Origin of the sequence: Bradyrhizobium sp., assembly GCF_004799445.1 — a bacterium.
Taxonomy (GTDB): Bacteria; Pseudomonadota; Alphaproteobacteria; order Rhizobiales; family Xanthobacteraceae; genus Bradyrhizobium.
Genome location: NZ_SSNA01000031.1, coordinates 1 through 17737, shown reverse-complemented (window position 1 = coordinate 17737; position 17737 = coordinate 1). Strand labels below are relative to the sequence as shown.

The following is a 17737-nucleotide window of genomic DNA, read 5'->3' as shown; positions in this document are numbered from 1 at the left end:
CCAGCACCGTGCTCCGCACCGAGGCGTCCGCCCTGGGTTCGAACCTGTCCGTCGTGCAGATCCGTCAGGACTTCAACAAGAACCTGATCAACGTGCTGCAGACCGGCTCGTCCAACCTGACCCTGGCCGACACCAACCAGGAAGCGGCCAACAGCCAGGCGCTGTCGACCCGCCAGTCGATCGCGGTTTCCGCGCTCGCGCTCGCCAACCAGTCCCAGCAGAGCGTGCTTCAGCTCCTGCGCTGATCGCGGCTGCGAGACAAATCTTCGAGGCGGCGGGGGAAACCCCGCCGCCTTCGACTCCACGATTCTGAAAAGGCTGCATGGCGGCTTGCTTGCCGCGCATTGGCACGGGCGACGTTTCGAAACGGCCGGAAACGATCGCGCTTCCCGCCGTCGCACCCTGAAAGACCACGTCCATGCCGTTGAGAGTCGAGCTCAAGCCGTTCGAGCGAATCACCATCGGCGAAATCGTCCTCATCAATTCGGGTACCCGCGCCTCGTTCCTGGTCGACGGCGACGCGCCGATTCTGCGCGAGAACGACACCGTAACCGCGGAGACCGCCAACACGCCGGTCAGGCGCCTCTATTTCTGCGCTCAGATGATGTATCTGAAAAACGATATTCCGAGATATCGGACTTCGTATCTTGGCCTCGTCAAGGACCTCCGCGAGACGATTCCAGAGTTCCTCGATCCAATCGACACCGTCAGCGACCACGTTTCGGGCGGCTCCCTTTACAAGGGCCTCAAGGAAATCCGCAAATTGATGAAACGTGAAGAAGAGCTGTCGAGGATCCACGCATAAGGCGGCTCAAGCCTGGTTCGCGCATTTCGTCCGCCACGTCCTGTTTGCGTGAAATCGAGGCGCAGGCGCCGCTGATAGACATCGACTGCAACCTCGCGCCGGGCCTTCATCCGTATTTGCACGGGGGCTTAAATTAACGGGAAAGTGAGCCTGGAGGGGCTATCGGTTGCAGGAGGGGTTTTGCTGAATCGCTGCTTGGGAGGCCAGCAGCGTGATCTCTGCCTGGAGAATGCCGCCGCTTCGGCTGTCCTCGACGTTAATCGCGTCCTCGAAATCGTGCCGAAGACTTCGCTTGCCGGAACGTTTGAGGCGCAATCGAACCGTCGCATTGGGAAGAAGCTAAAATGAGAACATGCTTGGTGGTCGACGATTCGGCCGTCGTTCGGAAGATCGCAAGGCGTATCCTGGAAGGTTTGGGTTTCCAGATCGTCGAAGCCGAAGACGGCGAGAAGGCGCTCGAGGTCTGCAAGCGCGGACTGCCCGATGCCGTTCTGCTCGACTGGAACATGCCGGTCATGGACGGATATGAATTTCTCGGCCATCTCCGCCGCATGCCCGGCGGCGACCAGCCGAAGGTGGTGTTCTGCACCACCGAGCACGATCTCGCGCACATCAAGCGCGCGCTCAACGCCGGCGCCAACGAATACATCATGAAGCCGTTCGACAAGGACATCGTCGCGGCCAAGTTCCAGGAAGTCGGGCTGATCGAGGTCGCGGCGCCGGAGTAATCCGTCGATCCGAAATCACTGCAATTTGCGAGGCCGCCCGTGACTCCGTCCGATTACGAATATCTGCGCAAAATCCTCAAGGAGCATTCAGGTCTCGACCTGTCCGCCGACAAGCAGTATCTGATCGAAAGCCGGCTGCTTCCGCTTTCGCGCAAATCAGGTCTGTCCGGCATCGACGAACTCGTGCAAAAAATGAAGGGCGGATCATCTTCGATCACCGCGCAGGTGGTCGAGGCCATGACCACCAACGAGACCTTCTTCTTCCGCGACAAGGTTCCTTTCGACCACTTTCGCAATTCGATCATGCCTGAAATACTGCAGGCGCGGGCAAGCCGCCGCAGTGTTCGGATCTGGTGCGCCGCCGGCTCAACCGGCCAGGAGCCTTATTCCCTGGCGATGTCCCTGAAGGAGATGGGCGCTGCGCTCGCCGGCTGGCGGGTCGAAATCATTGCGACCGATATTTCGCCGGAGGTACTCGAGAAATCCAGGGCGGGACTATACAGCCAGTTCGAGGTCCAGCGCGGCCTTCCGATTCAGATGCTGGTCAAATATTTCAAACAGACAGGAGAACTCTGGCAGATCAATGCCGAGATTCGCGCGATGGTCCAGCACCGCCAGCTCAATCTGCTGCAGGATTTTTCCCAATTGGGGGTGTTTGATGTCATTTTTTGCCGCAACGTTCTGATCTATTTCGACCAGGACACCAAGATCGATATCTTCAACCGCCTCGCCAAAGTGACCGCACCGGATGGCTTTCTCGTGCTGGGCGCGGCGGAAACCGTGGTCGGGCTCACCGAGGTCTTCAAGCCCTACCCTGAACGGCGCGGTGTTTACCGGCCCAACGACCTGCGTGCAGCATCTCCAAGGGTTCCAGCCGTCGGCGCGATCGCACCGAAAACCCTTGCGGTGGCCGGCCTGCGGCCATGACAGAGTTAGGCAAAGGAACTGATCGCGTGACGTTCAGCCGCGGATACGGCGTCTGCATCATGGGCATTGACGGGACGTGGCGTCGCGATTGTCTGCTCAACGCCATCTCCGACACCGAGGCCGTGCTCACCGTGGAGGGCTCGATCCAGGGCCTCAATCTCAAGGAGTTCTTTCTGCTGTTGTCCTCCACCGGCCTGGCCTATCGCCGATGCGAACTTGTCCGCGTCAACGGTACCGAGATGGACGTCCAGTTCCTCAAGGCCAAAAGCCGGAAAAAGAAGCTGGGCGGCCCGCCAAATCAGGAAGTCCAGGCGCGCGCCGGCGGCAGGGCTGGCTGAACGGCGAAGGTTCCCCCCAACGCTACTTGTGCGATAAGTTATCGTCCCTTACAAACATCGGCGGGCCGGGCGTAGCAACGTCCGGCGAGTGCGCGTCATTTTTCACTGCCCAGGGACGATGGCACATGACTGAAAAACCGCCCACCCGAGGTGAGATATTCGTCGTCGACGATGATCCCGCTGTCCGTGAAACGCTTTCGATGGTTCTGTCGGCCGCAGGTTATCAGGTCATCTGCTTTGCCGACGGCGCTGCGCTGCTGGCGGTCGCGCGCGGCCGGACTCCCGCCTGCATTCTGCTCGATGTGAATATTCCCGGCGCATCGGGCCTCGATATCCTGAAGGAGCTGCGCGGCGAGGACTATCCGGCGCCGATTTTCATGATCTCCGGGCAGGGCGACATCGCCATGGCGGTCAGCGCAATCAAGAACGGCGCGCTGGATTTCATCGAAAAGCCGTTCCGGGGCAGCGAAATCGTCACCCGGCTGGACGAGGCGATCGCGGCCTATGCGCGCCGTCAGGCGGATGATTCCGCATCAAGAATCGCATCGCTGCATTTTCCCGGCCGCGAACCGTTGACCCGGCGCGAGCGCGAAGTGCTTGAGCAGTTCGCATCCGGCGCCTCCAACAAGGAGGCCGGACGCCATCTGGGAATCAGCCCGCGCACGATCGAGGATCACCGCGCGAACATCATGAAAAAGTTCGGCGCAAGGAACGCGGCCGACCTGATCAGGATTGTGATGACCGCCTCGCGCGCTTCCTGAGCCGGCGTCTTTCGGCGTTCAGCCGGAGAGCGCGGTCCGGACCATCACCGCCATTTCCGATTTGCGATACGGCTTGGCCAGCAGCAGGACGTCGGTGTCGAGCCGGCCGTGATGGATGATCGCATTTTCGGTGTAGCCCGAAGTAAACAGCACCTTCAGTCCGGGCCGGCGCCTTGCAATCTCGTCGGCAAGCTGCCGGCCATTCATCGCGCCGGGCATGATCACGTCGGTGAAAAGCAGATCGAATTGATGACCTGCGTCGACCAGCGCCACGGCTTCCGCGCCGTTTGCCGCCTCCAGCGTGACATAACCCAGCGAACGCAGTTGCGTCAGCACATAGTCCCGCACCAGCTTGTCGTCCTCCACGACCAGAATGGTTTCGTGGCCGCCCTGCGCGACGGTCGGCGCATCGCTGTCGGCTGCAACCGTTGCTCCGGTGCCGGGCGGCAGGTACATCCGGACCGTGGTCCCGTGGCCTTCCTCGCTATAGATCTTGACGTGCCCTGCCGATTGCTTGACGAAGCCATAGACCATGCTCAGGCCGAGGCCGGTACCCTTGCCGGGGCCCTTTGAGGTAAAGAACGGGTTGAAGACTTTGTCGATGATGGCGGCGGAGATGCCGGTTCCGGTGTCGCTGACCGCGATCAAGGCATAGGGGCCGGGCCGCACGTCACCGTGCTGGCTCGCGTAGTTATCATCGAGGTAGACCGAGCCGGTCTCAAGGATGAGCTTGCCGCCGCCCGGCATGGCGTCACGGGCATTGAGCGCAAGATTGAGGATGGCGGTGGCGAGCTGGTTGGGATCGACGGTGGCGAAGCAGGTTTCGTTTTCGAACACCGTTTCGATTTCGATCTGCTCCCCGAGCGTCGGCCGCAGCAATTTGGCGGTGTCGATCACCAGCATGTTGACGTCGATCTCCCGCGGCTGGAGCGGCTGCTTGCGGGCAAATGCCAGAAGATGCTGGGTCAGATCCGCGCCGCGCGAGGCGGCTTCGTCGATCATCCTGGTGATGGCCGACAGTTGCGGCTCCTTCTCGACCGCTTCGGCGAGGATCTCGATCGTTCCGGTGATGACCGTCAGGATATTGTTGAAGTCATGTGCGATCCCGCCGGTAAGCTGGCCGACGGCTTCCATTTTTTCGGCCTGACGAATGCGGTCCTCGGCCGCGATCTTGTCGGTGAGGTCGCGGAAGAATCCGTTGAAAACAAAACCCTCCCGCGTTTTCAGCGCGGTGACGCTCAACTCCGCCGTGAATTCCTTTCCGTCGCGACGGCGGGCCGTCATTTCACGGCGGCGCCCGAGGATCTGGTCCTGCCCGGAGCGCAGGAAGCGCTGCAGGGCGGCCGTAAGATCATCGCGGTCCGTTCCGGCGATAATCAGTTCGATGAGATTCTTTCCAAGCGCATCCTGGCGCGGCCAGCCGAAAATCTTCTCGGCCTGCCAATTCCAGTTGAGGATGCTGCCGCTCTCGTCGATCTGGACGAACGCATCGAGCGCGGTATCGATGATGCCGCGCGCCAGTTGCTCGCTTTCACGCAATGCATCTTGCGCCCGCCGGCTGTCGGTCATGTCGCGGCCGATGAAGAAATGCCGCTTGACCGGCTCTGACCAGGTCCCCATCCAGGACAGCGTCACGATTCGTCCATCCCTGTGGACGTAGCGTGAATCGAAGTTCCGGGTGTTCTGGCCGCGCCGCGCTGCGCGCATTTCCTCGCGGGTATTGTCGAGATCCTCGCCAAGGATGAAGTCGATCGCGCTGTGACCGATCATCTCCTCGGGCGCGTATCCAAGGATGGTTTGCGAACTGGGGCTGACCTGGACCAGCACGCCCTTGGGGTCGGTGACCAGGATCAGATCCTGGGAGGTCTCGAAGATGCGGCGGCGCTCCTCGATCTGCTGGCGCAGCGCGTGCTGGGTCCTGCGGCTTTCGGAGATGTCGCGGGCCGTCGTGGCTGCCCCGATGATCGCCCCCGACGGGGCCTTGATCGGCGATGCGCCGAGCGAAATTTCGACCGCACTGCCATCCTTGCGCCTTCGCACGGTTTCGAACGGCTCGACGGCCTCGCCGCAACCCGTCCTGCGCAGGATGTCATGGGTCTCGCGCAATCGGTCGGGGGGCACGAGGCTATCGATATTCCTGCCCACCGTTTCCGCCGCGGTATATCCGTACAAACGCTCCGCCGCCGGGTTCCAGCCGGATATGATGCCGTCGAGGGAGTAGGTCACGACGGAATCGCTGGACGATTCCACGGCGGCGCTGAAAATTCGCTCACGCGCCGCGTAATGGTCGCGCGCGGCTTCGGTGCGGCGATGTTCCTGCACCTCGCGCTCCAGCGCGGCGGTCTTGGCATTCGCCTCGCCCATCACGCGCGCAAATGCCCGCGCCAGCACGCTGGTTTCGCTGCGTGCATCAACCGGCACCGCTATCGGAATGTTGCTGCCGGCTCCTTCGACGGCCGCCGTCAAACGGCGGATCGGCCCGGTCAACGACCGTGCGATAAGCACCGCCAGCGCCGCGGCGCACAATACCGCGATCGCCCCGACCAGCAGGGTGGATTGCCGGATGATCGCGGGAGCCGCCATGAAGGTCGCATTTGGAACGGTTTCGATCGCTCCGACCCATTCCTTGTCGGCCAGAAGGACGGGCGCGAGCACGACCCCGCCCAATTGCCCAGCCTGATCCCGAACGATACGCGCAATGCTTTGTGTTGCGCCGGCCGCGGGTGTCAGGTCCGGGAAGTCGGCGCGCCAATTGGTCGGGGCCCCCAGTTGCGAGCCGAATTCGCGCCCACGATCAGGGTTGACGAGATAGTCGCCTTCTTTGTCGACGGCATAGATCTCGCCGCCTAGCCGCGGCGACGACCGCACGCGCTCGAGCGCCGGTCGCATGTCGACATTGATGATGATGATGCCGAACAGCTTGCCGTCGGATCCCGGCAGCGGGGTGGCAACGCGGATGGTCGGCACATGAGGGGTTTCGATGACACCGTTCTCCTGATTGAGATCCAGTGCCGAGACGTATATTTCGTTGGCCCGCAGGCCGATGGTCTCCCTGAAGTATGGCCGATCGCCCTTTCGCTGCAATTGCGCATCGGGAACCAGCCGGACGGCGCCGCCCGGCCCGGAGCGGTCGGCGCGGACGATTTCGCGGCCGCCATCCGCGATGCCGATCACGCGAAACTGCGCATAGGCGGGCTTGGCTTCGAGTTCGGCCAATAGACGCTCGGCGATCCGCTCTCGCCATGTCTTCTCGGAAAGGCCGTCAACGGGATCGATGCCCCCGGCCGCGAAATGCGCGCGAACCAGCCCGACCAGGGCTGTCTCGGATCGAAAGGTGGCAATATCGCCGCGCGCGCCGCCGACGTAGGATTGCAGATCGAAAGCGACCTGCCGCGAATGCGCCTCGACCCGATCGAGAACGCGCGGCAGTATCACCTGCTCCAGGTTGCGATAGCTCAGCCATCCGACGGCCGATACCGCGACCGCGACCAGGAGGCTCATCGCGATGGCCAGTCTGGTGGTCAGCGTCATCGTCGCATTCGCGCCATGTCCGTGACGTCCCGGCTTGCAGATCGGCGGCGCCAGCGACGCAATCCCCGCATCAGGGTCCGGGAGCGACGTCACCGACAGTGACGGCGGACGATGGACTCTTTGCGGCGTCAAGACAACCCGCAACCGCCGCCAATAGCGCGGCCGGCTTGAAGGGCTTTTGCAAGCTGGAGACCGCGCCAAGCCTGGTCGCCATGGTCAGGAAGTCCGCGCCGGAACCCGAAGCGATGGGGTTGCCCGAGATCACGATGATCGGGACAAGCGGCTGCTGTTGATGCACCACCCGCATGGTTTCGAACCCGTCCATGCCCGGCATGAAGATATCGAGAAACAGCAGATCGAACTCTCCGGTCTCGAATATCGCGATCCCGTTGCGGCCATCGCTGGCGACGACGACACTGTGGCCGGCCCGCTCCAGCAACAGCCGGATCGTCGCCTGCACGGCGCGGTCATCATCGATGATCAGGATTCTTGCCATGGCTGGTCTTCCGCGAGTCAATGAGAAGTTGTGAATCCGATGCGGCTTCAGCGCAAGCATTTCCTCGAAAATTGGCCGGTGATGTTGTTGATGGAACCGATCGGTCGAGCGCCGTCATATGCCCGATGCCGGGCATAGCTGGATCAACCGGGACGTGTATCGCGATTGCGGGCGAATATGGCCAACGCTAGGCTGCCATCGTCGATTCTGACGCTAATTGAGCCAGTATCCTGACCGTCATTGGCGCGGCGGACCGCCCTTGATCCCCTCAAACAACGCGGTAGCCAGCATGTGGGCCTTCCTTGAGCGAATCCTGGATTCGTCGATGTATTCTCCGCACGGTATCTGTCTGTTGTGGGAGCCCGAGCTGATATGGTTGCACGTGGTTTCCGACGCGCTGATCGCGCTGGCCTATTTCTCGATCCCGTTTGCGCTGGCGATTTTCGTGACCAAGCGCCGCGACCTCAAATTCGGATGGGTCTACTGGTCGTTCGCCTTTTTCATCCTGGCTTGCGGCCTGACGCATATTCTATCGATCTATACCCTGTGGGTGCCGGTCTACGGCATCGAAGGCCTCGTCAAGGCCGCTACCGCGGTGGCGTCCATCGTCACCGCCGGGATGCTGTGGCCGCTGTTGCCGGAACTGCTGACGATCCCTTCCCCGTTCGAACTTCGTCAGGCGCGGGAAGCGCTCAGGGAACAAGAAATGAAGGGCCGCGATTCCGAGCATTTGCTCCAGCAATTCCGCCAGGCCCAGCAGGCCCTGCGCGAGAGCATGGCGCGCCTGACGGCCGTGGTGGAGACCGCGGTCGACGGATTTATCCTGATCGATGCGCGCGGTCGCATCCTTCTGTTCAATCCGGCCTGTGAAAGGCTGTTCGGGTATCGCGCCGAAGAGGTCTTCCACGAAAACGTCAAGATGCTGATGCCGCAAACCTACAGTTTGCATCATGATGACTATATCAGGAACTTCCTGCGAACCGGTGAGCGCAAGATCATCGGCATCGGCCGGGAAGTCATTGGCCTGCGCAAGGATGGCTCGACGTTCCCGATGGATTTGTCGGTCGGGGAAGCCAAGCAGGACGGCGAGTCGATCTTCGTCGGCATTATCCACGATCTGACCGGGCGCAAGCAGACCGAGGAACAGCTTCGACAGGCGCAGAAAATGGAGATGGTGGGGCAGCTCTCGGGCGGCATCGCGCACGACTTCAACAATCTGCTCACCGTCATCGTCGGCAACGCCGAACATCTGGGCGAACAGCTGAAGTCCCGGCAGGATCTGCAGCGGATCGCGGGCGACATATGCCAGGCCGGCGAACGCGGCGCGGAGCTGACGCAGAGGCTATTGGCATTCAGCCGCCGGCAATTGCTGCAACCGCGCGCGGTGGATTGCCATGAGCTGCTCGAATCGATGCACAAGCTGCTGCGGCGGACGCTGCGCGAAAACATCGAAATCGAGATCGCCCCGAACCCCGAACCGATCCTGGCCTTCGCCGATCGCGCGCAACTGGAGTCCTCGGTGCTGAACCTCGCCCTCAACGCGCAGGATGCCATGCCCGACGGTGGACATTTGACCTTGAGCACCGGCGTCGCCTCGCTCGACGATCACTACCAGAGCCTTCATCCGGAGATCGAGGCCGGCGAATACGCCATGATCGCGGTGACCGATGACGGTGTCGGGATGACGGCGGAAGTCGCCGCACGCGCCTTCGAGCCGTTTTATACGACAAAGGAGGTCGGCAAGGGCAGTGGCCTCGGCCTGAGCATGGTCTACGGCTTTGCCAAGCAGTCGAACGGGTACGTTTCGATCTACAGCGAAGCAGGGCTTGGAACGACCGTCCGGATCTATCTGCCCAACGTCGCCGCGAGCGGACAGGAGCCCCTCGATCAAATCTCCGCTGAAGAGGAGTCCGTCCCGCGCGGCCATGAAACGATCCTGGTGGCGGAAGACGATCCCTTCGTTCGCTCTTCGGTGATCCAGCGCATCGAAAGCCTCGGCTATGGCGTTGTCGCCGCGGTCAACGGCCATGACGCGCTGTTGAAGCTCAGGGCCAATCCCGACGTCGACCTGCTGTTCACGGATATTGTCATGCCCGGCGGCATGAGCGGTTGGGATCTCGCTGATCTGGCTCGCCAGATCCGGCCGGGTTTGCCCGTTGTCTTTAGTTCCGGCTACGCCCTGGAGATGCTGGCCCAGCAGGGCCACCTCTCGGCGAAATCCATCATCCTGATCAAGCCCTACCGCAAGGCGGAGCTGGCGGAACGGCTCAGGCAGGCGCTGACGGCGAATCTCCCGGCTTGAAGGCGGGACGCACGAATCGCGAAAGTGGGCCGCGACAAAATTCCCGCGATCGATCCGCGCAGGGCTTGCTCCGCATGGATCGCCTGTGAGATGACCAGAGCCAGGGTCTCGAACAGGTGTCACCATGACGGAAAACAACAAGAAAGTTGCGGAAACGCTGCGCAGCGCCCGCTGGTTTGCGCCCGACGATCTCAGGGCCTTCGGCCATCGCTCGCGCGCCATGCAAATGGGCTATGCGCCGGAGGAGTGGAAAGGCCGTCCGGTGATCGCGATCCTCAATACCTGGTCGGATGCGCAGCCCTGCCACATGCATTTCAAAGCCCGCGTCGACGACGTCAAGCGCGGCATTCTGATGGCCGGCGGTTTCCCGATGGAGTTGCCGGCGCTGTCGCTGTCGGAATCCTTCCTGAAGCCGACCACCATGCTCTACCGCAATCTGCTGGCGATGGACGCCGAGGAACTGTTGCGCGGCCACCCCGTCGACGGGGTGGTGCTGATGGGCGGCTGCGACAAGACCACGCCGGCGCTGCTGCTCGGCGCCACCAGCATGAATTTGCCCGCGATCTATCTGCCGGCAGGACCAATGCTGCGCGGCAACTGGAAAGGCAAGACGCTGGGCTCGGGGTCCGATGCCTGGAAATACTGGGACGAGCGCCGCGCCGGAAAGATTTCCGACAAGGACTGGGTCGATGTCGAGGCCGGCATCGCCCGCAGCTACGGCACCTGCATGACCATGGGCACCGCCTCGACCATGACCGCGATCGCCGAATCGATCGGCATGACGCTGCCGGGCGCCTCCTCGATTCCGGCCGCGGACTCGGGCCATATCCGCATGGCGTCGGAATGCGGCCGCCGCGTTGTCGGGATGGTCTGGGAAGATCTGACGCCGAAGAAGATTCAGACGCGCAAGGCGTTCGAAAACGCGATCCTAGTGGCGATGGCGATGGGCTGCTCCACCAATGCGATCATCCATCTGATCGCCCAGGCCCGCCGCGCCGGTGCGGACATCGGGCTCGACGATTTCGAGAAGGCCAGCCGCAAGGTGCCGGTGATCGCCAATGTGCGGCCGAGCGGCGACAAATATCTGATGGAGGATTTCTATTACGCCGGCGGATTGCCCGGCCTGATGAGCCGGATCAGGGATCGTCTGCATCTGGATTGCCTGACGGTCACGGGAAAGACTCTCGGCGAGAATATCGCGACCGCCGAAGTCTATAATGACGACGTCATCCGAACGATCGAGAATCCGATCTATGCCGAGGGCGCGCTGGCCGTGCTGAAGGGCAATCTCGCGCCCGACGGCTGCGTCATCAAGCCCAGCGCCTGCGAGCCGCGATTCCTCAAGCATACCGGGCAGGCCCTGGTGTTCGACGATTACCCCTCGATGAAGAAGGCGACCGACGATCCCAATCTCGAGGTGTCAGCCGATCACGTGCTGATCCTGCGTAATGCCGGTCCGCAGGGCGGGCCGGGGATGCCGGAATGGGGCATGCTGCCGATCCCGACCAAACTGGTGAAGCAGGGCGTGCGCGACATGGTACGGCTGTCGGATGCGCGCATGAGCGGCACCAGTTACGGCGCCTGCATCCTGCATGTGTCGCCGGAATCCTATATCGGCGGGCCGCTGGCGCTGGTGAAGAACGGCGACAGGATCACGCTGGATGTCGCTGCCCGCAGCATCAATCTCGATGTGTCCGAGGCGGAGCTGGCAAAACGCCGCGCCGAATGGAAGCAGCCCGAGACCCGCTTCGAGCGCGGCTATGGCTGGATGTTCACCCGCCACATCCGGCAGGCCCATGAGGGCTGCGACTTCGATTTCCTCGAAACCGCGTTCGGCGCGCCGGTCGGCGAGCCGTCGATTTATTAACACCGTCATTCCGGGTTCGATGCTCCGCATCGCCCCGGAATGACAACAAGCCGGAACAGAACCATGTCAAAACTCAGCGACGCCACCCGCAACAAGCTCAAGACCGTTTCCACCGCCACGGTGGCCACCGCGCTGTTCAAGCGCGGCTTTCGTATCCAGATGATCCAGGACGTGCATCCCCTGAGCGCCGATCAGCCAACGCTGGTCGGCGAGGCCTTCACCCTGCGCTACATGCCGGCGCGCGAGGATCTCAACAAGATCGACGTGTTTCGCGATCGCGCCCATCCGCAGCGCAAGGCGGTGGAGGAGTGCCCGCCCGGCGCGGTGCTGGTGATGGACAGCCGCAAGGACGCCCGCGCCGCCTCGGCCGGCGCGATCCTGGTGACACGGCTGATGCAGCGCGGCGTCGCCGGCGTGGTCACCGACGGCGGATTCCGCGACGCCGCCGAGATCGCCAAGCTCGGCTTTCCCGCCTTTCACCACCGGCCGAGCGCGCCGACCAATCTCACGCTGCACCAGGCGATCGAAATCAACGGGCCGATCGGATGCAGCGACGCACCGGTGTTTCCCGGCGACGTCATTTTGGGTGACAGCGACGGGGTGATCGTGATCCCCGCGCATCTCGCCGACGAGATTGCCAATGAAGCCTTCGAGATGACGGTGTTCGAGGATTTCGTCACCGAGCAGGTCCGCAACGGCCGCTCGATCCTCGGCCTCTATCCCGCCACCGACGAGCAGACGCTGGTCGATTTCGCGGCGTGGCGGAAGGAAAAGGGAAGGTGATAAATCTGCGTCGTCCCGGACAAGCGAGCATAGCGAGCGCGATCCGGGACCCATAACCACAGGCCTCTCCGTTTTGCGTGATGTTGGGGCAGCCGTCTTGCCGGCAAGATGGATCGGTGGTTATGGGTCCCGCTTTCGCGGGGACGACGACTAACTGTGTTTGCGCGTGCCGCGTCCGGGACGCGGGAAACTCACACCTCGCCCTTGTCCGCCAATCCCACTGCCCAGAGCGCAAACGCATAGGCAATCGCGACTTCGTCGAGCCGGTTGAAGCGGCCCGATGCGCCGCCATGGCCGGCGCCCATATTGGTGCGCAACAAAACCGGACCGCCGCCGGTCATGGTCGCGCGCAGCCGCGCGATCCATTTTGCCGGTTCCCAATAGGTGACGCGCGGATCGGTCAATCCGGCCATCGCCAGAATGGCCGGGTAATCCTTCGCCGCGACGTTGTCGTAAGGTGAGTAAGATAAAATGGTCTTGAAGGCGGTTTCGCTTTCGATCGGGTTGCCCCATTCCGGCCATTCCGGCGGCGTCAGCGGCAGGGTGTCGTCGAGCATGGTGTTGAGGACGTCGACGAACGGCACTTCGGCGACGATGCCGGCGAACAATTCGCCGGCGCGGTTGGCGACCGCGCCCATCAGCATGCCGCCCGCGCTGCCGCCATGGCCGACGATGCGCTTTTCGCCGGTGTACCTGGCCGCGATCAGCGCGCGCGCGGAAGCCGCGAAGTCGTCGAAGCTGTTGGTCTTCTTTTCGCGCTTGCCGTCGAGATACCAGCCCCAACCCTTGTCGGCGCCGCCCCTGATATGGGCGCTCGCATAGACAAAGCCGCGATCGACCAGCGACAGCCGGTTGGCCGAGAACGACGCCGGCATCGCCATGCCGTAGGAGCCGTAGCCGTACAGCAACAGCGGCGCGGTGCCGTCGCGCTTGAGATCATGGCGATGCAGGATCGACACCGGCACCTCGGCGCCGTCAGGCGAGGTCGCCATGATGCGGGTCGTGACGTAGTCGGCGGGATTGTGGCCGGACGGGATTTCCTGGCGCTTGCGCAATAGCCGCGTCCGCTTCGCCATGTCGTAATCATAGACCTCGGAAGGCGTCGTCATCGACGAATAGGAAAAGCGCAAGTTCGTGGTCTCGAATTCGTAGGAGCCCATGGTGTCGAGCGAGTAGGCGGTCTCGTCGAAGGCGATAGCGTGCTCCTCGCCGCTCGCGAGATCGCGGATGATGATGGCGGGCAGCGCATTGGCGCGTTCTAGCCGCACCATGTGTCCGGAAAAGAGTTCGACATCGAGAATGTAAATGCCTTCGCGATAGGGGATCAGGTCGCGCCAGTTCGCGCGCGCCGGCGATTTCAGCGGCGCCGTGACGATCTTGAAGTCGATGGCGCTATCGGCATTGGTGAGGATGAACAACTCCTCGCCGCGATCGGCGAGAGAATACTGCACGCCGGTCTCACGGCCCGCGACCAGCCGCGGCGGCGCGTCGGGATCGGCCAGATCGATCAGGCGCTGCTCGGAGGTTTCATGGTCGCCGCCGGCGATCACGCAAAACCGGCCGCTCGAGCTTTCATGGATGTGCGTGAACCAGCCGGAATCCTGTTCCTCGTAGACCAAAAGATCGTCGGCCTGCGGCGTCCCCAGGCGATGACGCCAGACCTGCATCGGGCGGTGGTTGTCGTCGAGCTTGACGTAGAAGAAGGCGGTGGCGTCGATGCTCCATACCACCGCGCCGTCGGTTTCCTCGACGAGATCGTCGAGGTCGGTCTTGGTTTTCCAGTCGCGCACGCGAATGGTAAAATATTCCGAACCCTTGACATCGGCGCTCCAGGCCTCGAGCCGGTGATCCGGCGAATGCCGGGCGCCGCCGAACCTGAAGTAGTCGTGGCTCGCGGCGAGTTCGTCGCCGTCGAGGATGATCTCGGTCGCGCCGCCGTCACGCGGGCAGCGTCCGAACATCTCGTGCTGGCCGCCCTCGCGGAATTTTCGCATATAGGCGTAAGCACCATCCGGCGAGGGCACGCTGGAATCATCCTCCTTGATGCGCCCGCGCATTTCCTTGACCAGCGTCTTCTGCAAGGCAGCGGTGTGGCCGAGCAGGCTTTCGGTATAATCGTTCTCCGCCTCCAGGTATTTGCGGATATCCGCATCCAGGATCGAGGGGTCGCGCAGCACCTCCTGCCAATTGTCATCCTTCAGCCAGGCGTAATCGTCGACAATGGTGATGCCGTGGGCGGTGAAGGAATGGGCGCGGCACGGCGCGACTGGCGGGGTCGGGGAACTCTTTTTGTCCATCGGTCTGTCACTCGGTTCCGGTCGTGCGCGCGGGATCGGGCCGCCGACCATGTCATATCGGTTCTCGCCAGCGGATTGCCAGATATGCCGCGCGGGCGCCAGAGCCGCGCGCCTTGTTGATCGCCCGCTTGTATGGTTAGGCTTTTTCGGTACGCCCGAGAAAGCCTGATGCTTTTCAACTCCTATCCATTCATTTTTTTGTTCCTGCCGGTGGTTTTGCTCGGTTATTTCGCGCTCGGCCGGGCCGGCAATCTGGCGCCGGTGATCTGGCTGGCGCTGGCGTCGCTCGCCTTCTACTCGGTGAGCAACTGGCAGTTCGTGCTGTTGCTGCTGGCGTCGGTCGCGTTCAACTACCTGATCGGCCTGTTGCTGATCACGCGACGTCTGCGCGCCCTGCCGCGGCGGGCGGTGCTGGCGGCCGGCGTGAGCTGCGATCTCCTGGGGCTCGGCATCTTCAAATATGCCGGCTTCGTTGCCGCCAACCTCGATGCCCTGCTCTCGACCGGCTTCACGGTGAACCTTCTGCTCCCGGTCGGAATTTCCTTCTATACCTTCACCCAGATCGCGTTCCTGGTCGACGCCTACAGGGGCAAGGTCGCGCATTACGCGTGGCCGCATTACGCGCTGTTCGTCACCTATTTCCCGCATCTGATCGCGGGGCCGATCCTGCATCACCAGGACATGATCCCGCAGTTCGAAGCCGCTTCGTCGAAACGGCCGAATCCGCATTTGATCCTGTGCGGCCTGATCATTTTCGGGGTCGGCCTGTTCAAGAAGACCGCGCTCGCCGATGGCATCCAGCCGCTGGTCTCGCTGGCTTTCGGTCCGGTCACCCCGTCGTTCGATCAGGCCTGGATTGGCGCGCTGGCCTACACCTTCCAGCTTTATTTCGATTTCTCCGGCTATTCGGACATGGCGATCGGAATATCGCTGATGTTCGGCATCTTCCTGCCGATCAATTTCAATTCACCGTACAAGGCCCGCAACATCATCGATTTCTGGCGGCGCTGGCACATGACGCTGTCGCAGTTCCTGCGCGACTATCTCTATATTCCGCTCGGCGGCAACCGGCATGGACCGACCTTGCGCTATGTAAACCTGATGGTCACGATGGGGCTCGGCGGCCTTTGGCACGGCGCGGCCTGGACGTTTGTCATTTGGGGCGCGCTACACGGTATCTACCTCTGCATCAATCATCTGTGGGCCAATCATGGCCCGGCGATCGCGCCACGTTTCAAACGCCTTGCCGATACCGCGGCGTTTACGCTGACGTTTCTCGCGGTCGTCGTCGCCTGGGTGTTCTTTCGCGCCGACAGCATGACATCGGCGCTGTTCGTGCTGTCGAAGATGGCCGATCCCACGCAGGTCGCATTCGGCAGCGCCGAGACGATCGACGCCGTCTTCATCATGGTCTATGCCGCGATCGCCTGGTTTGCGCCGAACACGCAAGAGATCATGGGCTATGATCACGCCAACCGAACCGTCGGCGAGGGGCTTGCCTCGCGGCCAAAGCGCACGGCATTCATCTATGCCAGCGCGGCGGTGCTGGCGTTCGGGATTCTCGGAATCCAGCAGCACAGCGAATTCATCTATTTCAGGTTCTGATGAACGGGTCCGCGAGAAATTTGGTTCGGCTTCTCGGCGCCAGCGGCCTTATCGTCGTCGCCGCAGCCGCGCTCAATTTCACGGTCGACCCGCTGCAATTTTTCAGGCCGGCGCATTTCTTCGCCGCGATGTATTCGCAGGACAGCCGCCTGCAGGACGCCGGACTGATCCGCAGTCAGGACTTCGATACCGTATTCATGGGCACCTCGCTCGCGATCCACTTGCGGCAGAGCGACATCGACCGGACACTCGGCGTGAAGTCACTGAAGCTGGCGTTGAACGGCTCAAGCTCACGGGAACAGGTTTTCGTGCTCGCGGCGGCGCTCGAGCGTCATCCCGGGCGGGTGCTCTGGGAGGTCGACGACTGGATCTTCCATGACGTGCCGGACATCGATTCGAATGTCTATCTGCCGGCCGACCTCTACCGGGGGAACGCCAGGGGCGTCGCAGGCTATCTTCTGAGCGGCCGCATGGCCCGCGAGTCGGCGTGGATCATGGCCCGATCGATTCCGCCGCTCCAGCCGGTGGTGGCGCGGTTGACCAGTGACGCGATATTCAAGTTTCCGATTTCAAGCGTCGATGACATCAATGCCCTGCGGCCGGATTTCGACGTCGCCGCGGCCTACAACGAAAAAAGGGCGATCACCGCCTTCAGGCACATCACCGATCCGGTTCGCCGCAAATATCTGGCTGATGACACCGACTACGACATGAAGGTCCGGGTTTTCGAGCGCGACGCGATTGGTCTGATCGCGAGCCATCCGGACGTGAGGTTCGACATCTACCTGCCGCCTTATTCGATCCTGCAATGGGTCGCGATGCGCGATGCCTCGCCGGGGACGCTGAACAGCGTCTTTAAGTTTTCCGCGTATTTCTGCCGACGGCTGGCGGCATTTTCGAATGTCCGCCTCCATGATTTCCGCAGCGTGAGCGAAGTGACCCATGACCTGAACAATTATGCGGACGTGATTCACCCTTCGCCGGCGGTCGATCTGGAGGTGCTTTCCTGGCTGGCGGAAGGAAAATATCTCGTCGACCGTGCCGCGCCGGTGGCCTCGCTCGATCGGCTCAAGGCGCAGGTCGAGGCGTATCGGCTGGAGGATATTGAAAGGTAAGAGGTGCGGTCCCCTCAATGGCAGAGGCATGCAGGACGGATCAGTTCGGAAGTCAATTGATGACGATCAAGATCGCACTTGCCAGAACCTCAGCAAGCGGCGCGCGTTTTCAATGGTCATGGCGGCGAATTGCCGTTCGGCCTCGGCCAATTCGGGCGGTTTCATCGAGCCGCTCGCAAATC

General features: G+C 62.3%; 14 protein-coding genes. 11 read left to right on the top strand and 3 right to left on the bottom strand.

Features of this window, described 5'->3' with window-relative positions; genetic code table 11:
- The 6 genes from E8A46_RS03475 to E8A46_RS03450 form a co-directional block, all read left to right on the top strand.
- The coding region (locus E8A46_RS03475) for a flagellin (RefSeq protein WP_291557503.1) at positions 1-245 on the top strand (245 nt) is incomplete at its 5' end.
- A gap of 173 nt (positions 246-418) precedes the next feature.
- Positions 419-805, top strand: a complete 387-nt coding sequence (gene flbT / locus E8A46_RS03470) for a flagellar biosynthesis repressor FlbT (protein WP_291557500.1) — start codon at positions 419-421, stop codon at positions 803-805.
- 344 nt (positions 806-1149) lie between these two features.
- The gene (locus E8A46_RS03465) at positions 1150-1533 is read left to right on the top strand and encodes a response regulator (RefSeq protein ID WP_291557497.1); all 384 of its coding nucleotides are present in this window, start codon (positions 1150-1152) and stop codon (positions 1531-1533) included.
- 39 nt (positions 1534-1572) lie between these two features.
- Positions 1573-2460 carry a protein-glutamate O-methyltransferase CheR gene (locus tag E8A46_RS03460; RefSeq protein WP_291557494.1) on the top strand — a complete coding sequence of 296 codons (888 nt, stop codon included), beginning with the start codon at positions 1573-1575 and terminating at the stop codon, positions 2458-2460.
- Positions 2457-2798, top strand: a complete 342-nt coding sequence (locus tag E8A46_RS03455; RefSeq protein WP_291557490.1) for a PilZ domain-containing protein — start codon at positions 2457-2459, stop codon at positions 2796-2798. The genes E8A46_RS03460 and E8A46_RS03455 overlap by 4 nt, the downstream gene beginning before the upstream one ends.
- A gap of 125 nt (positions 2799-2923) precedes the next feature.
- Entirely contained in the window at positions 2924-3559 is a 636-nt protein-coding gene (locus E8A46_RS03450; protein WP_291557487.1) for a response regulator, read from the top strand.
- Positions 3560-3577: 18 nt separating this feature from the next.
- On the opposite strand, the gene E8A46_RS03445 is transcribed toward E8A46_RS03450, so the two are convergent.
- Positions 3578-7090, bottom strand: coding sequence for a PAS domain S-box protein (locus E8A46_RS03445; RefSeq protein WP_291557506.1), 3513 nt, complete (start codon positions 7088-7090; stop codon positions 3578-3580).
- 70 nt (positions 7091-7160) lie between these two features.
- Positions 7161-7586, bottom strand: coding sequence for a response regulator (locus tag E8A46_RS03440; RefSeq protein WP_291557484.1), 426 nt, complete (start codon positions 7584-7586; stop codon positions 7161-7163).
- A 325-nt stretch (positions 7587-7911) separates the two neighbouring features.
- On the opposite strand from E8A46_RS03440, the gene E8A46_RS03435 reads away from it, so the two are divergent.
- The 3 genes from E8A46_RS03435 (at position 7912) to E8A46_RS03425 (ending at position 12538) form a co-directional block, all read left to right on the top strand.
- Positions 7912-9888, top strand: coding sequence for a PAS domain S-box protein (locus E8A46_RS03435; RefSeq protein ID WP_291557481.1), 1977 nt, complete (start codon positions 7912-7914; stop codon positions 9886-9888).
- A gap of 124 nt (positions 9889-10012) precedes the next feature.
- A complete protein-coding gene (araD, locus tag E8A46_RS03430; RefSeq protein ID WP_291557478.1) occupies positions 10013-11755 on the top strand; it encodes an L-arabinonate dehydratase in 1743 nt (580 codons plus the stop codon).
- Between the two features lie 63 nt (positions 11756-11818).
- Positions 11819-12538, top strand: coding sequence for a ribonuclease activity regulator RraA (locus E8A46_RS03425; RefSeq protein ID WP_291557476.1), 720 nt, complete (start codon positions 11819-11821; stop codon positions 12536-12538).
- A gap of 191 nt (positions 12539-12729) precedes the next feature.
- Here E8A46_RS03425 and E8A46_RS03420 read toward each other — a convergent pair whose 3' ends face one another.
- Entirely contained in the window at positions 12730-14835 is a 2106-nt protein-coding gene (locus E8A46_RS03420) for a S9 family peptidase (RefSeq protein ID WP_291557474.1), read from the bottom strand.
- 168 nt (positions 14836-15003) lie between these two features.
- Between E8A46_RS03420 and E8A46_RS03415 the strand changes: the two genes are divergently transcribed.
- A complete protein-coding gene (locus tag E8A46_RS03415; protein ID WP_291557472.1) occupies positions 15004-16440 on the top strand; it encodes an MBOAT family O-acyltransferase in 1437 nt (478 codons plus the stop codon).
- A 20-nt stretch (positions 16441-16460) separates the two neighbouring features.
- A complete protein-coding gene (locus E8A46_RS03410; protein WP_363250999.1) occupies positions 16461-17555 on the top strand; it encodes a hypothetical protein in 1095 nt (364 codons plus the stop codon).
- Positions 17556-17737: the final 182 nt, after the last annotated feature.